Annotated in this window: 18 protein-coding genes; 14 read left to right on the top strand and 4 right to left on the bottom strand. The window is 58.3% G+C overall.

The window, feature by feature from the left end; translation table 11 throughout:
* Nucleotides 1–49 precede the first annotated feature (49 nt).
* The 10 genes from WKI41_RS20580 to WKI41_RS20535 all read left to right on the top strand — a co-directional run bounded on the left by WKI41_RS20580 (nt 50) and on the right by WKI41_RS20535 (nt 10,585).
* Entirely contained in the window at nt 50–844 is a 795-nt protein-coding gene (locus WKI41_RS20580; RefSeq protein ID WP_340195295.1) for a thymidylate synthase, read from the top strand.
* On the top strand, nt 841–1,368 hold the full coding sequence (locus WKI41_RS20575) for a dihydrofolate reductase (protein ID WP_340195294.1): 528 nt from the start codon (nt 841–843) through the stop codon (nt 1,366–1,368). The genes WKI41_RS20580 and WKI41_RS20575 overlap by 4 nt, the downstream gene beginning before the upstream one ends.
* 145 nt (nt 1,369–1,513) lie before the next feature.
* Nucleotides 1,514–2,650: an FtsH protease activity modulator HflK gene (gene hflK, locus WKI41_RS20570; protein ID WP_340195293.1), complete on the top strand. Its 1,137-nt coding sequence runs from the start codon at nt 1,514–1,516 to the stop codon at nt 2,648–2,650.
* 1 nt (nt 2,651) lies between these two features.
* Nucleotides 2,652–3,602 (top strand): protease modulator HflC, encoded by a 951-nt coding sequence (hflC, locus tag WKI41_RS20565; RefSeq protein ID WP_340195292.1) that lies wholly within the window; start codon nt 2,652–2,654, stop codon nt 3,600–3,602.
* A gap of 219 nt (nt 3,603–3,821) precedes the next feature.
* Nucleotides 3,822–5,369: a Do family serine endopeptidase gene (locus WKI41_RS20560; RefSeq protein ID WP_340195291.1), complete on the top strand. Its 1,548-nt coding sequence runs from the start codon at nt 3,822–3,824 to the stop codon at nt 5,367–5,369.
* 374 nt (nt 5,370–5,743) lie between these two features.
* Nucleotides 5,744–7,096: an NtaA/DmoA family FMN-dependent monooxygenase gene (locus tag WKI41_RS20555; protein WP_340195290.1), complete on the top strand. Its 1,353-nt coding sequence runs from the start codon at nt 5,744–5,746 to the stop codon at nt 7,094–7,096.
* A gap of 9 nt (nt 7,097–7,105) precedes the next feature.
* Nucleotides 7,106–7,954, top strand: coding sequence for an ABC transporter permease (locus tag WKI41_RS20550; protein ID WP_340195289.1), 849 nt, complete (start codon nt 7,106–7,108; stop codon nt 7,952–7,954).
* 44 nt (nt 7,955–7,998) lie between these two features.
* On the top strand, nt 7,999–8,979 hold the full coding sequence (locus WKI41_RS20545) for an ABC transporter substrate-binding protein (RefSeq protein ID WP_340195288.1): 981 nt from the start codon (nt 7,999–8,001) through the stop codon (nt 8,977–8,979).
* Between the two features lie 10 nt (nt 8,980–8,989).
* Nucleotides 8,990–9,757 (top strand): ABC transporter ATP-binding protein, encoded by a 768-nt coding sequence (locus WKI41_RS20540; RefSeq protein WP_340195287.1) that lies wholly within the window; start codon nt 8,990–8,992, stop codon nt 9,755–9,757.
* A gap of 78 nt (nt 9,758–9,835) precedes the next feature.
* The gene (locus WKI41_RS20535; protein ID WP_340195286.1) at nt 9,836–10,585 is read left to right on the top strand and encodes an SDR family oxidoreductase; all 750 of its coding nucleotides are present in this window, start codon (nt 9,836–9,838) and stop codon (nt 10,583–10,585) included.
* A 25-nt stretch (nt 10,586–10,610) separates the two neighbouring features.
* Here WKI41_RS20535 and WKI41_RS20530 read toward each other — a convergent pair whose 3' ends face one another.
* Together WKI41_RS20530 and serB are read right to left on the bottom strand one after the other, a co-directional pair.
* Nucleotides 10,611–11,171 (bottom strand): GNAT family N-acetyltransferase, encoded by a 561-nt coding sequence (locus tag WKI41_RS20530; protein WP_340195285.1) that lies wholly within the window; start codon nt 11,169–11,171, stop codon nt 10,611–10,613.
* A complete protein-coding gene (gene serB / locus WKI41_RS20525; protein WP_340195284.1) occupies nt 11,168–12,058 on the bottom strand; it encodes a phosphoserine phosphatase SerB in 891 nt (296 codons plus the stop codon). Before serB ends, WKI41_RS20530 begins: the two co-directional genes overlap by 4 nt.
* On the opposite strand from serB, the gene miaA reads away from it, so the two are divergent.
* A complete protein-coding gene (gene miaA / locus WKI41_RS20520; RefSeq protein ID WP_340195283.1) occupies nt 12,057–12,953 on the top strand; it encodes a tRNA (adenosine(37)-N6)-dimethylallyltransferase MiaA in 897 nt (298 codons plus the stop codon). The genes serB and miaA overlap by 2 nt on opposite strands.
* A 5-nt stretch (nt 12,954–12,958) precedes the next feature.
* Here the strand turns inward: miaA and WKI41_RS20515 are convergent, their stop codons facing one another.
* Nucleotides 12,959–14,917, bottom strand: a complete 1,959-nt coding sequence (locus tag WKI41_RS20515) for an ATP-binding protein (protein ID WP_340195499.1) — start codon at nt 14,915–14,917, stop codon at nt 12,959–12,961.
* Nucleotides 14,918–15,303: 386 nt separating this feature from the next.
* On the opposite strand from WKI41_RS20515, the gene WKI41_RS20510 reads away from it, so the two are divergent.
* The 3 genes from WKI41_RS20510 (at nt 15,304) to WKI41_RS20500 (ending at nt 19,966) form a co-directional block, all read left to right on the top strand.
* The gene (locus tag WKI41_RS20510; RefSeq protein ID WP_340195282.1) at nt 15,304–17,097 is read left to right on the top strand and encodes an acetolactate synthase 3 large subunit; all 1,794 of its coding nucleotides are present in this window, start codon (nt 15,304–15,306) and stop codon (nt 17,095–17,097) included.
* A 21-nt stretch (nt 17,098–17,118) separates the two neighbouring features.
* The gene (ilvN, locus tag WKI41_RS20505) at nt 17,119–17,691 is read left to right on the top strand and encodes an acetolactate synthase small subunit (protein WP_062426570.1); all 573 of its coding nucleotides are present in this window, start codon (nt 17,119–17,121) and stop codon (nt 17,689–17,691) included.
* A gap of 352 nt (nt 17,692–18,043) precedes the next feature.
* Nucleotides 18,044–19,966 carry a methyl-accepting chemotaxis protein gene (locus WKI41_RS20500; RefSeq protein WP_340195281.1) on the top strand — a complete coding sequence of 641 codons (1,923 nt, stop codon included), beginning with the start codon at nt 18,044–18,046 and terminating at the stop codon, nt 19,964–19,966.
* Nucleotides 19,967–20,091: 125 nt separating this feature from the next.
* Here the strand turns inward: WKI41_RS20500 and WKI41_RS20495 are convergent, their stop codons facing one another.
* Entirely contained in the window at nt 20,092–20,937 is an 846-nt protein-coding gene (locus tag WKI41_RS20495) for an aldo/keto reductase (protein ID WP_340195280.1), read from the bottom strand.
* Between the last annotated feature and the right edge of the window lie 120 nt (nt 20,938–21,057).

Below are 21,057 nucleotides of genomic sequence, written 5' to 3'. Positions count from 1 at the left end.
CGGGAAGGGGTATAACACAGACCTCTTAGAGACTCGGTGGCGGAACGACATGAAGCAATATCTCGATCTTCTCAAGCATGTGATGGAAACGGGCAGCGATCGCGGCGATCGCACCGGTACGGGCACGCGCTCCGTCTTCGGCTACCAGATGCGTTTCGACCTGTCCGAAGGCTTCCCGGTGCTGACCACCAAGAAGCTTCATCTGCGCTCGATCATCCATGAGTTGCTGTGGTTTTTGAAGGGCGATACGAACATCGCCTATCTCAAGGAAAACGGCGTTACTATTTGGGACGAGTGGGCCGATGAGAAGGGCGATCTCGGGCCTGTTTATGGCGCGCAGTGGCGCTCCTGGCCCGCACCGGATGGGCGGCACATCGACCAGATCCAACTTCTCATTGAAGGGCTGAAGACCAACCCCAATTCGCGCCGTCACATCGTTTCGGCGTGGAACCCGGCGCTGGTGGACGAGATGGCGCTTCCGCCCTGCCACTGCCTGTTCCAGTTCTATGTGTCGGATGGCAAGCTCTCCTGCCAGCTTTACCAGCGATCCGCCGATATCTTCCTCGGCGTACCCTTCAACATAGCTTCTTACGCCTTGCTGACGCTCATGGTGGCGCAGGTCACCGGTTTGAAGCCCGGCGATTTCGTCCATACGCTTGGTGACGCGCATATCTATGCGAACCATTTTGAGCAGGCCGAGTTGCAGATGACCCGCACGCCGAAGCCTTTGCCGACCATGCGTCTAAACCCGGAGGTGCGCGATCTGTTTTCCTTTAAGTTCGAAGACTTTACGCTGGAGAACTACGAAGCCGATTCAAGCATCAAGGCGCCGATTGCGGTATGAGCGAACCTCGCATCATTCTAATCGCTGCCGTTGCCCGCAACAACGTCATAGGGCGTGACCTGGACATGCCCTGGAAGCTGTCGTCCGATCTCAAGCGGTTCAAGGCGGAGACCATGGGCAAGCCGATGATCATGGGGCGGAAGACGTTTCTCTCGGTGGGCGAGCGCCCATTGCCGGGTCGTCCTCATATCATCGTCAGCCGTGATCCCGATTATCAGCCAGATGGCGTCGAGGTTGTCTCGTCGCTGGAAGATGCTTTTTCGCTGGCAAAAGCGAAGGCTCGAGACCTTGGCGTGGACGCCGTTTATGTGGCTGGTGGCGGTGAGATTTACCGTCAGGCCATGCCCTTCGCCGATCAACTTTCCGTCACCCATGTGGAGGTTGAACTGGATGGCGATACTCATTTTCCGAAAATCGATCCGACCGTTTTTGAGAAAACCGACGAAACTGCCCTGCCAGCCGGGGAAAAGGACGATTACGCCGTGCGCTTCTCAACCTACCAGCGTCGCGCTGCGGCAAAGTGAACTATTTGGGCCGTACGGGTATTAAGTTACCGCCCCCGCGTTGAAACGGACGCTTCGCCTTCTTATAACGAGGACGATATTCCCGCCGGCTGTGCAAAAGCACAATGGAGAGGGAGCGGGAAGTTTTTATAACGAAGAGGTATGAATGCCCTGGAGCAATCAGAACGGCGGCGGCGGCCCTTGGGGCGGCGGCGGTAATAATGGTGGTGGAGGAAACAACAACCAGGGTGGACCTTGGGGACAGGGTCCAAACCGACCACGCGGTGGCGGAGGCGGCGGTAACGGCAATGGCGGCCCGCCCGATCTCGAAGAAATCATCCGTCGTAGTCAGGATCGTTTCAAGCACATGCTCCCCGGCGGCTTCAACGGTGGCGTCGTTGCCATCGTCGCGCTGGTCATTCTTGCCTTTATCGGCATTCAGTCGATCTACACGGTCCAGCCGGATGAGCGCGGCGTCGAGCTTCGCTTCGGCAAGCCGAAGAACGAAGTATCGATGCCGGGCCTGCATTATCACTTCTGGCCAATCGAGACTGTCGAGATCGTCAAGGTGACCGAGCAGCAGCAGAACATCGGCGCGCGTGCGACGTCCTCGTCGGCGGCCACGGGCGTGATGCTGACCGGCGACCAGAACATCGTCAACGTGCAGTTCTCGGTGCTCTACACGGTCTCCGATCCAAAATCCTATCTCTTCAACGTCGATACTCCGGCTGAAACCCTTCAGCAGGTTTCTGAAAGCGCGATGCGCGAAGTCGTTGGTCGCCGCCCGGCGCAGGACATTTTCCGTGACAATCGTCAGGCGATTGCTGCGGATGTTCGCAGCATCATCCAGGCGACGATGGACAGCTACGGCGCTGGCATCTCCATCAACGCGGTTGCGATCGAAGATGCGGCACCGCCGCGCGAAGTCGCCGATGCCTTTGATGAAGTACAGCGCGCCGAGCAGGATGAAGATCGTTTCGTCCAGGAAGCCAACCAGTATGCCAACCAGAAGCTTGGTGCGGCACGCGGTCAGGCGGCACAGATCGTCGAAGAGGCGAATGCTTACAAGAGCCGCGTCGTCAACGAATCTCAGGGTGAAGCGCAGCGCTTCATCTCGATTTACGATCAGTACCGCACGGCACCGGAAGTAACGCGTGAGCGTATGTTCATCGAAACGATGGAGCAGGTGCTCAAGGGTTCGAACAAGATCATCATCGATGAAAAGCAGGGCGTGGTGCCATATTTGCCTCTGAACGAAATGATGCGCGGCAATACCGGCGCAGCACAGCAGGGAGGCAACTGATATGAGCAATCGTCTTACGGCAATTCTCGTCGGCCTCGCGGTCCTGTTCTTCCTCGTCTACTCGTCGGTGTTCGTCGTGAATGAGCGGCAGCAGGCGATCGTCGTTCGCTTCGGTCAGATCCAGGATGTGAAGACGCAGCCAGGCCTGTACTTCAAGCTGCCATTCGCCTTCATGGATGCCGATCGCGTTCAGTATATCGAGAACCGCGCATTGCGCTTCGACCACGACAACATTCGTGTTCAGGTGTCGGGCGGCAAGTTCTATGAAGTCGATGCCTTCGTAGTCTATCGCATCACCGATGCACGCCGCTTCCGTGAAACGGTATCGGGCGATCAGCTCTCGGCGGAATCGCGTCTGCGCACCCGTCTCGATGCGTCGCTTCGCCGTGTCTACGGTCTGCGTGGCTTCGAATCTGCGCTGTCGGATGCTCGCGCTTCCATGATGCAGGAAGTGCGCGACGATCTGCGTCCTGACGCCGAGTCTCTCGGTATCAGCATTGTCGACGTTCGTATCCGTCGTACGGATCTGACGCAGGAAGTCTCCCAGCAGACCTTCGAGCGTATGAAGTCCGAACGTCTGGCAGAAGCCGAACTGATCCGCGCGCGCGGTAACGAAGAGGGCCAGCGCCGTCGCGCTATCGCCGATCGTCAGGTCGTCGAGCTCGAATCCGACGCTCAGCGCCAGTCTGAAGTGCTGCGTGGTGAAGGCGACGCGGAACGCAACCGCATCTTCGGTGAGGCCTTCCAACGTGATCCGGCTTTCTTCGAGTTCTACCGCTCGATGACGGCTTACGCCAACTCGCTGAACGGCAGCGGGACGACTCTGGTTCTTTCGCCAGATTCGACCTTCTTCCGCTATTTCAACAACATCAACGGTACGCAGCCCCAGGGTGCGGCTCCCGCTGCTCCAGCAGCGCCCGGCACTGCGCCGACGCCGGCGCCAGCGAACTGATTGTTGGATTGATAAGATTGAAAAGGCCGCCTCGAGCGGCCTTTTCTTATGGAAGAAAGTCCGTGTGATGGTCGGGGCTTTAAGATAGGCCTTTATTTTCAGTGGATTCTCGTGACGATTCGCGTCCGCTTCACGAAAAGGTTTTTCACACTTCATCATTCCGCCTTATGCTTGGTTCCTAAAGCTTGAGGCTACTATTTGCAGATGCGAGGACGCTTGATGCCCGTGACCCGATTTTCGCCCTTCCGCAGCAGCGTTGCCGGTTTGGCCGCCTTCGCCATCGTGACCGGTGGTGTGGCCGTGCCTGTGGGGGCGATGGCGCAGACCAATGGGCCGGCGTCTGTTGCCGATCTTGCCGCACCGCTTCTCGATGCGGTGGTGAACATCTCGACCTCGCAAAGCGTCAAGGCCGAGGGCAAGGGTCCGACGCCGCCGCGTATTCCCGACGGGTCACCTTTCCAGGAGTTCTTCAAGGACTATTTCGATAACCAGAAGCCCGACGGCGGCGAGAAGGTCAACTCGCTTGGCTCCGGCTTCGTCATCGATCCGGCGGGTTACGTCGTCACCAACAATCACGTTATCGAAGGTGCAGACGATATCGAGGTCATCTTCCCGAACGGCAACAAACTGAAGGCAAAGCTTGTCGGCACCGATACCAAGACGGACCTTTCCGTTTTGAAGGTGGAGCCGAAGACACCGCTCAAGGCTGTCAAGTTTGGCGACTCGCGGACGATGCGTATCGGTGACTGGGTCATGGCGATCGGTAATCCTTTCGGCCTCGGCGGATCGCTGACGGTAGGTGTGGTTTCAGCCCGTGGCCGTAACATCAATGCCGGACCCTATGACAACTTCATCCAGACCGATGCTGCTATCAACAAGGGCAACTCAGGTGGTCCGCTCTTCAACATGAAGGGGGAGGTCATCGGCATCAATACCGCAATCATTTCGCCGAGCGGTGGGTCGATCGGTATTGGTTTTGCCGTTCCGACAGAGCTTGCGCAAAACATCGTGCAGCAGTTGATCGAGTTTGGAGAAACTCGCCGTGGCTGGCTTGGCGTGCGCGTTCAGCCGGTCACAGACGATATCGCCTCCAGCCTTGGCATGGATAGCGCCAAGGGTGCGCTGATTTCTGGCGTGGTGAAGGGCGGACCGGTTGAGAATGGACCTATCAAGCCGGGCGACGTGGTGCTGAACTTCGATGGCAAGCCGATCCAGGAAATGCGCGACCTGCCACGGATCGTCGCCGAAAGCCCTGTTGGCAAGGAAGTCGATGTCGTCGTACTTCGCGATGGCAAGGAAGAGAAGGTCAAGGTCAAGCTTGGCCAATTGCAGGACAATGCCGAAGAGCAACAGCCGGGTGCCGGCAGCGACGACGCCATGCCGGAAGATGGCGAAGGCGGCGAAATGACAGCGCCTGAGGAGAAAAACGGCGAAACCGAACAACAGGCGCCAGACACGCGCGAGGCAGCGCAGACCGTGCTCGGCATGAACCTTGTGACGCTGACCGATGAGTTGAAGACCGAGAAGGGTGTCGCAGAAAGCGTGGAGGGCGTTTATGTGGCAAGCGTCGCGCCGGGTTCGATTGCAGAGCAGAAGGGCGTCAAGGCTGGTGATGTGATCGTCGAAGTCGGGCAGGATTTCATGGAAGTGCCAGGCGATGTGATGGTTCGGGTCAATGGTTTGAAATCTGCAGGGCGCAAGAACGCCCATATGATGATTGCCGATGCGCAGGGCAATCTGCGTTTCGTCGCAATACCGCTGGAATAACCCGCCCCAATTTTGAGACGTCTGCTTTTTGCGAATACATCTTCAAGGCCGTCCGTTTCCCGCGGGCGGCTTTTTGCTGGTCCGTTGGTCATTCCAAAGGCGCGAGGATTTGGCAGTTCGCCAGGGCCGAGCGTTCTCAGCCAGTAAAAGCAAGTGTGCGTGTATCGGAACATATTTGCTTGCGTTCTGTCTGCTCGCTCTAAAACAGAAATATTTTTGCTCTCTATCCGTAAACGAGCAATCTCCTTTCTATATAAAAATAATAGACAATGTAGGTTTCTTCTCAAGCGGCACGTGGTGAACGGGTGCTGCGGCTGAACAGCCCGTATCTCCGCCTGATGGCAGATGCGGCAAAGCTTCAAAGCGAGGGACCAATGGCACGAAAGATCAGACTAGGCGCATTCCTGCCGGGTGGTGGGCAACATATTGCATCATGGCGTCATCCCGATCAGCCGGTGGATGGCGCGGTCAGCTTCGAGTTTCACAAGCAACTGGCGCAGACCGCCGAACGAGGGCTCTTTGACGCTTACTTCCTGGCGGACAATCTCGCCGTCGGCTTCGGCGGAGCGCGAGAGGGCGGTAATGCCAGGGTGGCCGGTTTCGAGCCGACGACGCTGTTCTCGGCGCTGGCACCCTTCACCACGAACATCGGCTTTATCGCCACGTCGTCGACGACATACGAGGAGCCTTATCTGACGGCGCGCAAGTTCGCCTCGCTGGATCTGATTTCTGGTGGAAGGGCAGGGTGGAACGTGGTGACGACCACCGGCGACTCCGCCGCCCAGAACTTCAATCTGGATACGCAACTGCCCCATGCCAGCCGCTACAAGCGCGCGGCCGAGCACGTTGATGTCGTCAAGAAGCTCTGGGACAGTTTTGAGGATGATGCCTTTATCCGCGATGTGGAAAGCGGCGTCTTCTACGACAAGGCCAAGCTGCATGAGACCGACCACCGCGGAGAGCATTTTCAGGTGCGCGGTCCGCTCAACGTGCCGCGCTCGCCCCAGGGCCATCCCGTCATCGTGCAGGCTGGCCAATCGGATGATGGGCGGGATCTGGCGGCCGCAACAGCCGAGGTGATCTTCACTGCGCACCAGCATCTGGAGACGGCCCAGGAGTTTTACCGCGACATCAAGACCCGCGCTCGCCGTCTCGGTCGTGATCCGAACCACATCCTGGTGATGCCGGGTGTTTCGCCCTTTGTCGGCAGAACTCAAGAGGAAGCGCAGGAGAAGTATGAGAAGCTTACCTCGCTCATCCTTGAAGAGGATGGCGTCGGCCTTCTTAACGGGCTGACAGGCGGTACGCTCGACCTCAAGGGTTACGATCTCGACGGACCGCTACCCGTTGCGCCGCCGACGGAAGGCATGAAGAGCCGCCAGGCGCTACTGCGTCAGATCGCCGATGAGAACAACTTCACCATCCGCCAACTCTATCAGTGGGTCGCTTCCGCTCGCGGGCATTTCACCATCGTCGGCACACCCGAAACCATCGTCGATACGCTGCAGGAATGGTTCGAAAACGAGGCGGCGGACGGCTTTAACATACTGCCACCATGGCTCCCGACAGCGCTCGACGACTTCGTCGATCTCGTCATTCCAGAATTGCAGCGCCGTGGACTGTTCAGGACGGAATATGAGGGCACCACGCTTCGTGAAAATCTCGGTCTGCCATATCCCGTCAATCGCTGGTCGGTTCAGCAGCCGGTCGCCCAGGCAGCGGAGTGAGGTGCGATCATGTCCTATGACGAGGTAAAATCCAATCCTTCAGGGGTTCTGCACTATCGAGGCGAGAGGCGCACGCCCGTCGCCCTCCAGGTGGCGAACCGATATGTTGCACCGTTCCTCTCCCGCTACGGGCTGGTGCTCGGCTTTCTGGCGGCGTGGCAAATATCGAGCGCGCAGGGGTGGATCAACCCCGCGGTCTTTCCACGGCTCGACGTTATCGTTGCGGCTCTCTGGAAGGGCATCGTTGGCGGGGCACTGCTCGATGACATCGCGATCAGCCTGCAGCGATCCGGCATCGCCTTCGCAGCCGCCGTCGCCATCGGCATTCCGCTCGGCCTCTTCATGGGGCAGGTGGCAGCGGTGGAGCGCGCACTCGACCCACTGCTGCAGTTCTTTCGCCAGACATCGGCCTTAGCGCTCTATCCTGTCTTCATTCTGATGCTGGGGCTCGGTGAAGCATCCAAGGTCTTCGTCATCTTCTGGGCGACGCTCTTCCCCATCCTGCTATCCACCATCGGCGGAGTGAAGGAAGTGGATCGCAAGCTCGTCGAAATGGCGCGGACCTATGGCGCAGGGTCGATCGCGATCTTCCGTCGGGTCATCCTGCCGGCATCCGTTCCGGCGATTTTCGTCGGCTTGCGCCTTTCCGCGACCACTGCGCTCCTCTTGCTGATTGCTGCCGAAATGATCGGCGCCAACAAGGGTGTCGGCTTCCAGGTGATGAACGCCCAGTACAATTTCCAGATTCCGCTGATGTATGCGTCGATCCTTCTTCTGGCGCTTCTCGGGCTCGCGGCCAATGCCGGGCTCGTGCTGCTCCAGCGCAAGCTTTGCCGCTGGTCCGCGCCGTCCCATTGATCCCCGTATCGCTCCATCACTTTTAAATTCAAAGGATACGACCCATGAGCTTCCATTCCCGTAAGCTGCTGCTTTCGGCAGCCATCCTCTTCGGCCTCACCAACATTGCTTCGGCGGAAGAGGTGAAGCTCCGCTACCTCGCAAGCCAAGGCGGTCTTGCCGCCCACGAACTTGCCGAAAAGCTCGGCTACTTCAAAGGAACCGGCGTCAGTGTTGAAAATGTCGGCTATGCCCAAGGCGGCCCGGCTTCTCTCTTTGCGCTGGCGTCCGGCGATGTCGAGATCGGCAGTGCTGCGACATCGGCCGTGTTGAACTCGATTGCAGGTGGAAACGACTTCGTCGCCGCATATCCTTCAAACGGCATCAACGACCAGGTCCAGTCAGTCTTTTATGTCCTGGACGACAGCCCGATCAAGACGATCAAGGACATTGCCGGCAAGACAATTGCGGTCAATACGCTCGGTGCCCATCTCGATTACACAATCCGCGAAGCGCTACATTCGCAGGGTCTGCCAGCCGATGCCGCAAAGCCGGTGGTGGTGCCGGGACCGCAGCTGGAGCAGGTGCTTCGTTCCAACCAGGTGGATATTGCTGCCTTCGGTTATTGGCAAACAACCTTCGAGGGCCTTGCCAAGAAGAATGGCGGCATTCGCCCCGTCTTCGATGATACCGATGTTCTCGGCGATATCGCCGGCGGCTTCGTTGTGTTGCGCCGCGACTTCATCAAGGCGCACCCGGAAGCGGCAAAGACCTTCGTCGAGCAGTCTCAGCGTGCCCTCGATTATGCGCGCGAGCATCCGGACGAAACGAAGACAATCCTGGCCAAGGCTCTAGAAGAGCGCGGCGAGAATCCAGAACTGGCTCAGTACTTCCTCGGCTACGGCGTGCGCCCCGGCGGCAAGGCGGTCGATCGCGACCTACAGTTCTGGATCGACGTGCTCACGCGCGAGGGGAAGGTTCAGCAGGGCCAGCTCGTGGCCGAGAAGATCCTTTATTCGTCCGAAACCGCAACTGCCAGCAATTGAGGCTGATGTCATGAGCGCAGTTCAATCCCTACGAGGAGAGGTGGCGATCCGCCACCTCTCCAAATCCTACCAGCTGAACGGCAAGCCGTTTCAGGTGCTGAAAGACTTGAACCTGACGATCCGCTCCGGCGAAAGCCTCGCCATCGTCGGTGCCAGCGGTTCGGGCAAGACGACACTGCTCAGGGTATTAGCGGGCCTTGAAGAGGCCGATCGTGGCGACGTGCTGATCGACGGTAACGTTGTCCGTGGTGTTGGTCGAGAGCGCGCCGTGATCTTCCAGGAACCGCGGCTTCTGCCCTGGTTGACCGTCCTCGACAATGTGGCCTTCGGGCTGGAGACGCAGGGGCAGAGCCGCGAAGAAGCGCGTGGCCATGCACGACGATACATCAACCTTGTCGGCCTGCAGCAATTCGAGGATGCCTATCCAAGGCAACTTTCCGGCGGCATGGCACAGCGGGTTGGTATCGCTCGCGCGCTCGCCGTTCAGCCGGAAATTCTGCTGCTCGACGAGCCGCTCGGTGCGCTGGACGCGATGACCAAGATCGGTATGCAACAAGAACTCGCACGCATTTGGCGCGAGGAGGACGTGACAACGCTTCTCGTGACGCACGATCTGGAAGAGGCACTTTATCTCGCCGACCGGATTTTGATCCTACCACGCGAGAAGGGGGCTATGCCGAGGCTGATCGACGTCGATCTTCCACGCCTATGCGACCGGAGCTCTGCAGCCTTCGTTCGCCAGCGCGAGGAGCTGCTCAACCTCTTTGGCCTGCATTAGCGCAAGTGCATGAAACGGGTGGCTGTCAATCGAGGTGCGCTCTAAGCCTTGGCCTTCATCAAATGGAGGTCCGAGGCTGTGACACTGCTGAATAACAAAGTCGCAATCATCACTGGCGCATCATCCGGTATTGGCCGGGCGACGGCGCTGCTTTTCGCCGCACAAGGTGCCGCAGTCGTCATCAATGCGCGTGGCGAGCGGGCGCTGAATGAGGTTGCCGAAACGATCGCGGATCTGGGCGGCCGGGTGCATGCGGTGGTCGGCGACGTGGGACTTGCGCAGACCCATGAGCGATTGGTTCAGGCGGCGGCGGATCGGTTCGGCGGCCTTGATATTGCCGTCAACAATGCGGGCGCTGTGGGCGCGATTAAGCCGCTTGCCGAACTTCCGCTCGAAGAATGGCATCACACATTGAACGCCAATCTGACCTCGGCCTTTCTGGGTGCCCGTTCCCAGGTGCCATCCATGCTGGCGCGCGGCGGCGGGGCGATTGTCTTCACCTCCAGCTTTGTTGGCACGAGCGTTGGCCTGCCCGGAATGGCCGCCTACGGCGCGGCAAAGGCGGCGCTCATGGGGCTGGTAAAAGGTTTGACCGCCGACTATGCGGTGAAAGGTATCCGCGTCAATGCTTTGCTGCCAGGGGGTGTGGATACGGCGATGGCTGGAGATGACGCACAAAAAGAATGGGCCGCTGGTCTTCACGCGATGAAGCGCATCGCAAGCCCCGGGGAATTGGCGCAGGCGGCGCTCTTCCTGGCAAGTCCAATGGCGAGCTTCGTGGCCGGATCCGCCCTGTATGCCGATGGTGGTAATGCCGCCGTGAAGTGAAGATGATTGGCAGCGGGATGCGACGTTATCGCGCTCGCCATTCCTCCAGCGTCAGCGCGTAGGTGACGTGGGGACGTAAATGCGGGTGTGTCTCTTCCGGCACACGCGGATGATCGAAATCGCGCGAGGGGTCGCGTTTCAGTCCGATGCGCTTCATCACGGCGGTGGAGCGGTGGTTGTTGTAGACGGCAAACGAGACGATTTCGGCAAGGCGCTTGTCGTCGAAAGCCATCGATAGCAGTGCCTTTGCCGCCTCCGTCACGTAGCCTTTGCCCCAGTACCGCGTGGCAAGACGCCAGCCGATCTCCATCGTGCCAGGCGCAAAGACCTCGTCGACCGTGACAGGAGCGACGCCGCAAAAGCCCATAGGCTCCCCTGTTTCACGATTTTCCATTGCGTAGAAGCCGAAGCCGGTGGCGTGGATCATGGCGTTTATCCGTTCCATCATGGTGTCGGACTCTTCATCTGTGCGACGCACGGCGAAGAACTCCATGACCACGGGATCGGCGTTGATCTCGCGGAAGAGATGGCGGTCGCTTTCTTTCCAGTCGCGTAGGATCAGGCGCGGTGTGCCGTGGATGATCATGCGGTGACGAAATCCGACTTGCGATAGCCCTGAAGATAAAGAAGGGCGGTCAGATCGCCGTGATCGATGCGAATCTTGGCTTCTGCCGCGACGGCTGGTTTGGCATGGAGCGCCACACCGCTGCCGGCAAGATGCAACATGCCGAGATCGTTTGCGCCATCGCCAACGGCAAGCGCATCTTCCGGGGAAATGCCGAGCGTGTTGGCTATATCGTTCAAGGCATCGACCTTGGCCTGTTTGCCGAGAATGGGTTCGGCAACGGTGCCGTCCAGCAGCCCATCCTGTTCACCCAGAAGATTGGCGCGATTTTCCTGGAAGCCGATCATCTCCGCGACGCGTGCGGTAAACACGGTGAAGCCGCCGGAAACGAGAGCAGTATAGTAGCCCTTGGCCTTCATCGTCGCCACGAGTTCCTTGCCGCCTGGGGTGAGGGTGATGCGTTTTTCAATCACCTCATCGATGACCGAAACTGGCAGGCCCTTGAGCAGCGCGACGCGCTCTCGCAGTGCGGGCTCGAAGGCGATCTCGCCATTCATCGCACGCGCGGTAATCGCCGACACCTTGTCCTTCAATCCCACTTCTGCCGCCAGTTCATCGATGCACTCCTGGCCGATCATGGTTGAATCCATATCTGCGATCAGGATTTTCTTGCGGCGCGTATCCTGATCCTGAATGACGATATCTATCGGCAGGCCTGCTATCGTGGCGGACAAGGTAATGCGGGCAGCGTCAACATCGGCGCCTTCAGGCAGCACGATATCGCAGGCAACACCGTCGGCCAGCCAGTAAAGCCCGGAGGCGCCGACGACCTGCGCCGCCGTTTCACCAAGGGCTGGGCCAAGAACAGGATTTGACGGATTGGCGATAAGCGTGGCAACGAAAGCCATGATGAAAAACCTTGATGAACCATTCGATGCGATCCTGATAACTGGCCCAACGGCAAGCGGCAAGTCCGCGCTTGCTCTTCGTCTGGCGCGGGAACATCGCGGCGTCGTCATCAATGCAGACAGCATGCAGGTCTACGACACGCTGCAGGTGCTGACAGCCCGTCCCTCCCTCGACGAAATGGAGGGCATTCCGCATCATCTTTACGGTCACGTTCCTGCCAACGCGCTTTATTCGACCGGCGATTGGTTGCGCGATGTCACGTCGCTTCTGCATGAGGTGAAGGAGCAGGGGCTGCTTCCTGTGATCGTTGGAGGCACGGGGCTGTACTTCAAGGCTCTGACCGGCGGATTATCTGACATGCCAGCAATCCCGCCCGGAATTCGGGGAGGATACCGGCAGCGGCTTTTGGATGACGGAAGCTTCGATCTCTATCGCGAATTGGAGAGGCGAGATCCGGAGATGGCGGCGACGCTGATGCCAACGGACGGGCAACGAATTGTGCGTGCGCTGGAAGTTCTTGAGGCGACAGGACGATCGATCAGGTCGTTTCAGTCTGCAACGGGTCCAATGATCGTCAATCCCGATCGTGCTCGCAAGATTGTGGTTCTACCGGAGCGTAGCGTCTTGCACGATCGCATCAACCGCCGTTTTGCCGGGATGATGCAGACCGGAGCGGTGGATGAGGTAAGGGCGCTTCTGGCTCTGGAATTGCCTGCGGACTCGACTGCCATGAAAGCGATTGGCGTATCGCAGATCGCCGAGATGCTGGCCGGTCGCATGCCTGAGGATGAGGTAATCGAAAAGGCCGCAGCCGCGACCCGCCAATATGCCAAACGGCAGATGACCTGGTTTCGAAACCAGATGGGCGAAGACTGGCAACGCGTCAGCCCCTGAATGTTTCAATCCTTTTTGTAGAGACTGCCGAGAGGCTTCTTGAGCAAGGTCTCCCGGATGGAGGAGCGCGTCTCATTGGTAAAGAAGGGACGCGTGGTGTCAGCAACTGGATGGGGTGGTTGCTGTTGTTCGAGCTTGTGCGCGGTCGTCTGGATGCTGCGCGGCAGCATGTCCGGGCGGTAGGGTTGGCAATCACCGCCCACGTCCTCGGACGGGTCATAGGGCCAGCTTTCCGTTTCGATTTCGCCGGCATCCTTTGCGACCGTCGCGTCATAGCTCTGGCGAAAGCCGGAAATGTCTGGACCGGAGAGCGCGCGCATCCTTTTGACGATGGAGCGCAGGTCAACATTGTCCGGCACATCTTCATGATGGTGGCTGATTATACCATTTGCCTTTGGCAGCATGTGTGGCGGCAGGCGGTTGAAGCGCATGCGCATCGGCACGTTGATCGCCTCGCCGAAGGCGATGGCTTCTCCATTGCCAAGTGAGGAGAGGAAACTGATCGTTGAACTCGACGAGGTCGAGATCGCCGAACGGATGATGTCCTGGTCGTTGTCGTTCGACAGGCGCATGGCGAAGACGGTGGAGCACTGCGACAGGATCGTCTGGTCGAGTTCACCAGGGCGCTGCGTGATGATGCCGAGCGAGACGCCGTATTTGCGGCCTTCCTTGGCGATGCGGGCAATGGCCTGACGCGTGGGGAAGAAGCCGAGTTCCGGATTGGCCGGCACGTAGCGGTGCGCCTCTTCGCAGACCACTAATGTGTGGATCGATCCCTGGCCCCATAGAGCCAGTTCGAAGGCCATGCGGCACAGAACCGAGGCGACGGAGTTGACGACCTCCGAGGGGATGCCTGCCAGCTGAAAAACCGAAATCGGCTTGCCGTCTCCCGGTACCCGGAAGATGTGCGCCACCGTTTCCATAATCGTGTCGCTGATGGTGCTGTTGGAGAACATGAAGTGGTAGCGCGGATCGTTGATCGCAGCCATGATGCGTAGCTTCAGCGTGCGCAAGACCGGCTTTTCCCCACGACCCTCCAGCCGTCCGATACGCTCGTCGATGAGCGCAAGAAGGTCGGCGATGCGGTAAGGGACCGGTGTGTCGGCGGTAAGCGACGTCTTCTCCGAGGCGCGGCGCATGGGTGACGCATCGGAACCACGGAAGGCCCGTTTTGCCTCGGGGATGAGATCACGCAGAATATCAAGTTCATCGACAGGCGGCTTTTGGCCGCGAAATAGCACTTCGGTGAATTCTTCAAGCTTCATCAGCCAGAACGGCAAATCCAGCGTATCGGTATCGATCACGACCGAGGTGTTGGGGAAAGCTGCGGCAAATTCATTGTGTGGATCGAGGATCAGGACCCGAAGCTTTGGATCCTTCTCGATCGCCTTGTTGAGAAGTAGGGTGACCGCTGTCGTCTTGCCAACGCCGGTGGAGCCAACGACCGCAAAGTGCTTGGACAGCATTTCCGGAATGTTGATCATTGCGTCTACGGTCTGATCCTGGCTCAGCTGGCCGACGATGCAACTGCCCCTCGCGCTGTTCTCATAGATGCGGACGAGATCGCTGGCGCGGATGCGGTGTGCGATGGCGCCGAGATATGGGTAACGGGTAATACCGCTTGAAAACTGCTCGATGCCTTCCGGGGTGGAGTATATTTCGCCGAGCAGTTCCACATCGATGAGCAGCGTATTTGGTTCACGTTCGGACCAGAGCGGACCGTCGACATTCATAGCGTAGGTGAGAGCTGCAACGCGGGTCTCGCCGAGATCGATCGAGATCAGACGGCCGACTGACCACAATTGCGCAAAGCCCGGATTGCCGCTGTCGGTGGTTACGGAAATTCTGGCCTTCGAGCCGCTGCAGAAAATCACGCGCCCGAGCATGCGGTTGCCCGCAGTTTGTCCGTCGCGTCGGTCGTGTTCGCCGGCTTTTGCCGATGTGTGCAGATCGTCGTTGAGCACGTTTTGTCCCTGCCAGGTCGATGCTGAAGTCTTCACAAGGTCGGCTTCTTCTTGTCAGCAGCTATAGCCCTTGTGACTTTAACAACCGGTGTAACGGGCACGCATCTTTGTTTCGTTGCGCCGTGGTTCCTCGCAATAAAGTTAAGAACGGGTGCATTTTTTCGGCATTTTGCGTTGACGCCAAACGGGTTTCTGTCTAACACTCCGCTCCATGAAAAATCTTAACGTACTTATCGTGGTGGGACGGCGCATGGGCAGGATGGTGTAACCATCCGGCGAAAGCACCCATGCGCGGAACGAGGCTCCTCTAGGGGCCTTTTTTTATGTCTCCACTTGGGCGGTCACGCCCAGCGATATCCAAAAGCCAAATCGGGATGGAACAGGCAATGACGGATAAGGATACCACGGACAACGGCAATCGCATGACCGGCGCGGAGATCGTTCTGCGCGCGCTGAAAGACAATGGCGTCGAGCATATTTTCGGCTATCCGGGTGGTGCGGTTCTTCCGATCTACGACGAGATTTTCCAGCAGGAAGAAATTCAGCACATTCTGGTTCGCCACGAACAGGGTGCAGGCCATGCTGCGGAAGGCTATGCGCGCTCGACCGGCAAGGTCGGCGTCATGCTTGTTACGTCCGGTCCGGGTGCGACGAATGCTGTTACGCCGTTGCAGGATGCACTGATGGATAGCATTCCGCTGGTCTGCATTTCCGGCCAGGTTCCGACCACGCTCATCGGCTCCGATGCCTTCCAGGAATGCGATACCGTCGGCATTACACGCCCGTGCACCAAGCACAATTGGCTGGTCAAAGATGTCAACGAGCTGGCGGGCATCATTCATGAAGCCTTCCGCATTGCCCAGACAGGCCGTCCAGGTCCGGTCGTCGTCGACGTTCCGAAGGATATTCAGTTCGCCACCGGTACCTACACGCCGCCATCTGCTGCCGTTCAGCAAAAGAGCTATACACCGAAGGTTCAGGGTGACCTCAATGCCGTCAAGGCAGCTATCGAGCTGATGTCGAAAGCGCGGCGTCCGGTCTTTTATACCGGCGGCGGCGTCGTCAACTCCGGTCCGGAAGCCACTCGCCTGCTGCGCGAGCTGGTGGAGCTGACCGGCTTCCCGATCACCTCTACGCTGATGGGGCTGGGGGCCTATCCGGCATCCGGCGACAAGTGGCTGGGCATGCTCGGCATGCACGGATCCTACGAAGCCAACATGACCATGCATGATTGCGACGTCATGGTCTGCATCGGTGCGCGTTTCGACGACCGTATCACCGGTCGCCTGAATGCCTTCTCGCCGAACTCCAAGAAGATCCACATCGACATCGACCCGTCGTCGATCAACAAGAACGTTCGCGTCGATGTTCCGATCATCGGCGATGTTGGTCATGTTCTGGAAGATATGGTTCGTCTGTGGCGGGCACTGCCTGCCAAGCCTGAAAAGGCGCAGACGCAAGAGTGGCACAGCCAGATCGCCCGCTGGCGGGCGCGCAACTCGTTTGCCTACAAGAACTCCAACGACGTCATCATGCCGCAATATGCGCTGGAGCGCCTGTCTGCTGCAACCAGGGACCACGACACCTATATCACCACCGAAGTCGGTCAGCACCAGATGTGGGCGGCACAATTCCTCGGCTTCGAACAGCCGAACCGCTGGATGACATCCGGTGGTCTCGGTACCATGGGTTACGGCTTCCCTGCGGCCATCGGCGTACAAGTCGCCCATCCGGACGCATTGGTTATCGATGTTGCCGGCGATGCCTCGATCCAGATGTGCATTCAGGAAATGTCCTGCGCCATCCAGTACAATCTGCCGGTCAAGATCTTCATCTTGAACAACCAGTATATGGGCATGGTCCGCCAGTGGCAGCAGTTGCTTCACGGCAACCGTCTGTCCAACTCCTATACCGAAGCCATGCCCGACTTCGTCAAGCTGGCGGAGGCCTATGGTGCGGTCGGCATGTATTGCGACGATCCGAAGGAGCTGGACGACAAGATTGCCGAGATGATCGCGGTGAAGAGGCCGGTTATTTTCGATTGCCGCGTTGCCAATCTCGCCAATTGCTTCCCGATGATCCCGTCTGGTAAGGCACATAACGAGATGCTGCTGCCCGACGAAGCAACGGACGAAGCAGTTGCCAATGCCATCGATGCCAAGGGCCGCCAGCTCGTCTAAGCGTGGGAAGAGGATAAAGACATGAACGCACACCTACAGCCCACCGGCTCCGCCTACTTCATCCAGACGGAAACGGCGATGGTCGAAAACCACACGCTTTCGGTTCTCGTCAACAATGAGCCGGGCGTCCTTGCCCGCGTCATCGGTCTGTTTTCCGGCCGCGGCTACAACATCGAGAGCCTGACGGTTTCCGAGACCGAGCATGAGGCGCATCTGTCGCGCATCACCATCGTCACGCGCGGCACACCGGGTGTGCTGGAGCAGATCAAGGCGCAGCTTGAGCGGATCGTTCCGGTTCACCGCGTGGTGGATCTGACCGTGCGTGCCCGCCAGGCAGGGCAGGAGCGTCCGATCGAGCGCGAAGTTGCGCTGATCAAGGTGGCTGGGCGCGGTGAGGACCGTGCCGAGACCTTGCGTCTTGCGGACGCCTTCCATGCCAAGGTGGTGGATGCAACGCTCGACCACTTCATTTTCGAGATCACCGGCAAGTCTTCCAAGATCGACCAGTTCGTTTCGATCATCAAGCCGCTCGGCCTGATCGAAATTTGCCGCACGGGTATCGCGGCAATGAACCGCGGTCCGGAGGGCATGTAAGTTCAAGAGATACAGGCTCCGATAAACGGGGCCTGTTATTTCTGCCAAATCTTATATTCAGACGGCCGACATTTGCGCGATGTGAGCAGCCCCCTGGGCTATCATCAAGGCTGACGGCTTTTGCCTTTCGCTACGTAAGTTATTCATTTCATCACGTTTTCTTGCTTTTTTCGCACGCGTTGCTGTCCCTTGGTTAAACTTTTATACATGGTCGAATTGTAGATTTCGGACATTCCTCGCTCCATGATGGAGCGTATCATCAAGATCGGCAAAGCAATGGCTGAACCAGCCCCTGGAGGAGGTTGGTGCAAGCACGCTATTGCCATCAGGTAGCTTGCTTATGCGGGGACACATGTCTTTTCTTGAGAATGCAAAAATTCGCACGAAAATCCTTAGTCTGATCATTCCGGTGTCGGTGGTTGGGCTCTGTGGCGTCGGCGTGGTCGCGATGAATTACAAGAGTGCCGATCAGGCCTATAGCGACCTCATCACAAAAGACAGCAATGCTACGACGGAGCTTTTCCGCGCGAATACGTCGCTCTTGGCATTGGGCTATGACACGACTTTGGGTCTGCTCGCGTCCGAACAGGGCCGCAAGCCAACTGATATGCAGGAGACATACAAGAAGGATGTCGCAGCACTTCTTACAAGATTGGAGAATGCGCCCAAGCTCGTACCCGGTATGAAGGACGGTCTTGCCGATATATCGAACCGCGCCAATGACATCATCAAGGCTACCGACGAAGTTTGGGTGATGATGAAGAACGGCGATTTTTTGACCGCCCGCCGCAAGCTCACCGAGATCAATACCATGATCGCCAGTTGGCGTGTGGACATGCGGACTTTCAACGAAGCGACGCTGAAAGATGTCAACGCCAGATCAGGCGATCTCTCGGCACTGACGAATTCGACGATCCTGTATTCTCTGAGCGCGCTTGCCGCTCTTTTCGCTGCTGCCATTGCCATGTCGCTTTTGGTTTCCGCCCGCGGCATCACAGGTCCGATTACGAGCCTCTCCGCACGTATGGTTTCGCTCGCTGGTGGTCAGACGCGTGAGGAGATCGACGGTGTCAACCGCAAGGACGAAGTAGGACAGATGGCGCAGGCCGTCGCCGTGTTCCGCGAAAATGCCCTGGAGCGTATCCGTCTGGAGCAGGAAGCTGACGCCAATCGCAGCCTGTCGGAGAAAGAGCGGATCGCCCGCGACGAACAGAAGGCCAGGGAAGCCGCGGATACGCAATTTGCCGTCGACAATCTGGCGAATGGTTTGTCGCGACTGTCAGAGGGCGATGTCTCCTACCGGATCGGGCAGCCATTCGTCGCCCATCTCGATGTCGTTCGTGAGAACTTCAACGCCTCTGCCGAGAAGTTGCAGTCGGCTCTGACCCGCGTGGCGGAAAATGCTCGCGGTATCGATGCCGGTGCGAATGAAATTCGTGCCGCAGCCGACGATCTTGCCAAGCGTACCGAACAGCAGGCAGCCTCCGTCGAAGAAACAGCCGCGGCGCTGGAAGAAATCACGACGACCGTGAAGGACTCCACCCGTCGTGCGCAGGAGGCCGGTCAGTTGGTTGCCAAGGCGCGCACCGGTGCCGAACAATCGGGTGAGGTTGTTCGCAAAGCCGTCGTTGCCATGGAGCGGATCGAGAAGTCGTCCGGTGAGATTTCCAACATCATCAGCGTCATCGATGAGATCGCCTTCCAGACCAACCTTCTGGCTCTGAATGCCGGCGTGGAAGCGGCACGTGCTGGTGAGGCGGGCAAGGGCTTCGCGGTCGTTGCCCAGGAAGTGCGTGAACTGGCACAGCGTTCCGCCAGTGCTGCAAAGGACATCAAGGGTCTGATTTCCACCTCCAACACGCAGGTTCAGGAAGGCGTCGAGCTCGTTGGTGAAACGGGCCGTGCGCTGGAAACCATCGTGGCGGAAGTGCAGGAGATCAACCGCCACGTCATGGCGATCGTGGAAGCGGCACAGGAGCAGTCCTCCGGTCTGCAGCAGATCAATACGGCTGTGAACCAGATGGATCAGGACACACAGAAGAATGCAGCAATGGTGGAAGAGACCACGGCAGCAAGCCACGGTCTTGCCCGCGAGGCCTCTTCGCTGAACCAGCTTCTCGGTCAGTTCAAGCTATCTGCGACTTTCGAGGCACCTATCCGTGCGGCCGCAGCTACCGAACGTCCGGCCGCGTCACCAGCCCGGGCACTTGGCCGCAAGCTTGCAACCGCCTTTAGCGGCAATGCAGCGGTCAAGCAGGACTGGGAAGAGTTCTGAAAAAACCGGAATGCAAGTTCAAATGATAAAGCCGGGCGTCGCAAGCGCCCGGCTTTTCGTTTGGTTCTGATGTGCGCTACCTCAGAAATTGATTCTGCAGGCGACGCTAAGTATGTGAAATAAAATCATAACATCGCCAGAGATGTCTTTCTGGTCGGCGGCGGAAATGCAGCATCGAGGATTGTCCAATCTTCATCGCTGATATCCAGATCGGTCGCGCCGCGATTTTCCTCCACCCGTTCAGGCTTGGCGCTTTTGGGGATGGCGAGAACGCCGTCGCGTTCCAGGAGAAAGGCGAGCGCCACCTGTGCTGGCGTTGCCTGATAGGCCTTGGCAATACGTATCAGTTCACGATTATTGAGAATGCGCCCCTGTTCTATGGGCGAGTAAGCCATGAGTGGTACGCCCTTTTTCTGGCACCAGGGAAGAAGATCATATTCCACGCCGCGCCGCGACAGGTTGTAGAGAACCTGATTGACCGCGCAGTTGCGACCGTCGTCTACCTCGAACAGTTCTTCCATATCTTCCGTATCGAAGTTCGACACACCCCAATCTCGAATCTTGCCGGCCTGCTTCAGCTTTTCAAAAGCGGCTACCGTTTCCTTCAGCGGGTGAGAGCCACGCCAGTGGAGAAGATAAAGATCCAAATGATCGACCCCGAGACGCGTCAAGCTGCGTTCGCAGGCTTCGATCGTTCCGGACGAACTTGCATTGAAGGGATAGACTTTGCTGACGAGAAACACATCGTCACGTCTATCCGCAACAGCTTTTCCGACAACTTCTTCCGATCGTCCGTCCGCATACATTTCTGCAGTATCGACGACCGTCATGCCGAGCTCGACGGCCATGCGGATGCTCGCCACCTCCTGTGCTTCATAGGCTTTGCTCTCGCCCATGTTCCAGGTGCCGATGCCGAGTGAGGGGATTTCCCGTCCCGAAGGCAGGGTCAGCGTTGGGATATCGTCATACATGAAGGCCTCCTCGAAGATTGCTGAGACAGTAAACCAGAAGGGATCTCTCTCGATCCATCAAAACTTGTGCGACGTGCCATTCGTGCTGATTGCTGGTTTTCCGTTTGGCTGGCGAATAGG

This window comes from Agrobacterium larrymoorei, assembly GCF_037722385.1.
Lineage (GTDB): Bacteria > Pseudomonadota > Alphaproteobacteria > Rhizobiales > Rhizobiaceae > Agrobacterium > Agrobacterium larrymoorei_C.
The sequence above is the reverse complement of the archived record's forward strand: the minus strand, read 5'-3'. Positions and strand labels throughout refer to the sequence as shown.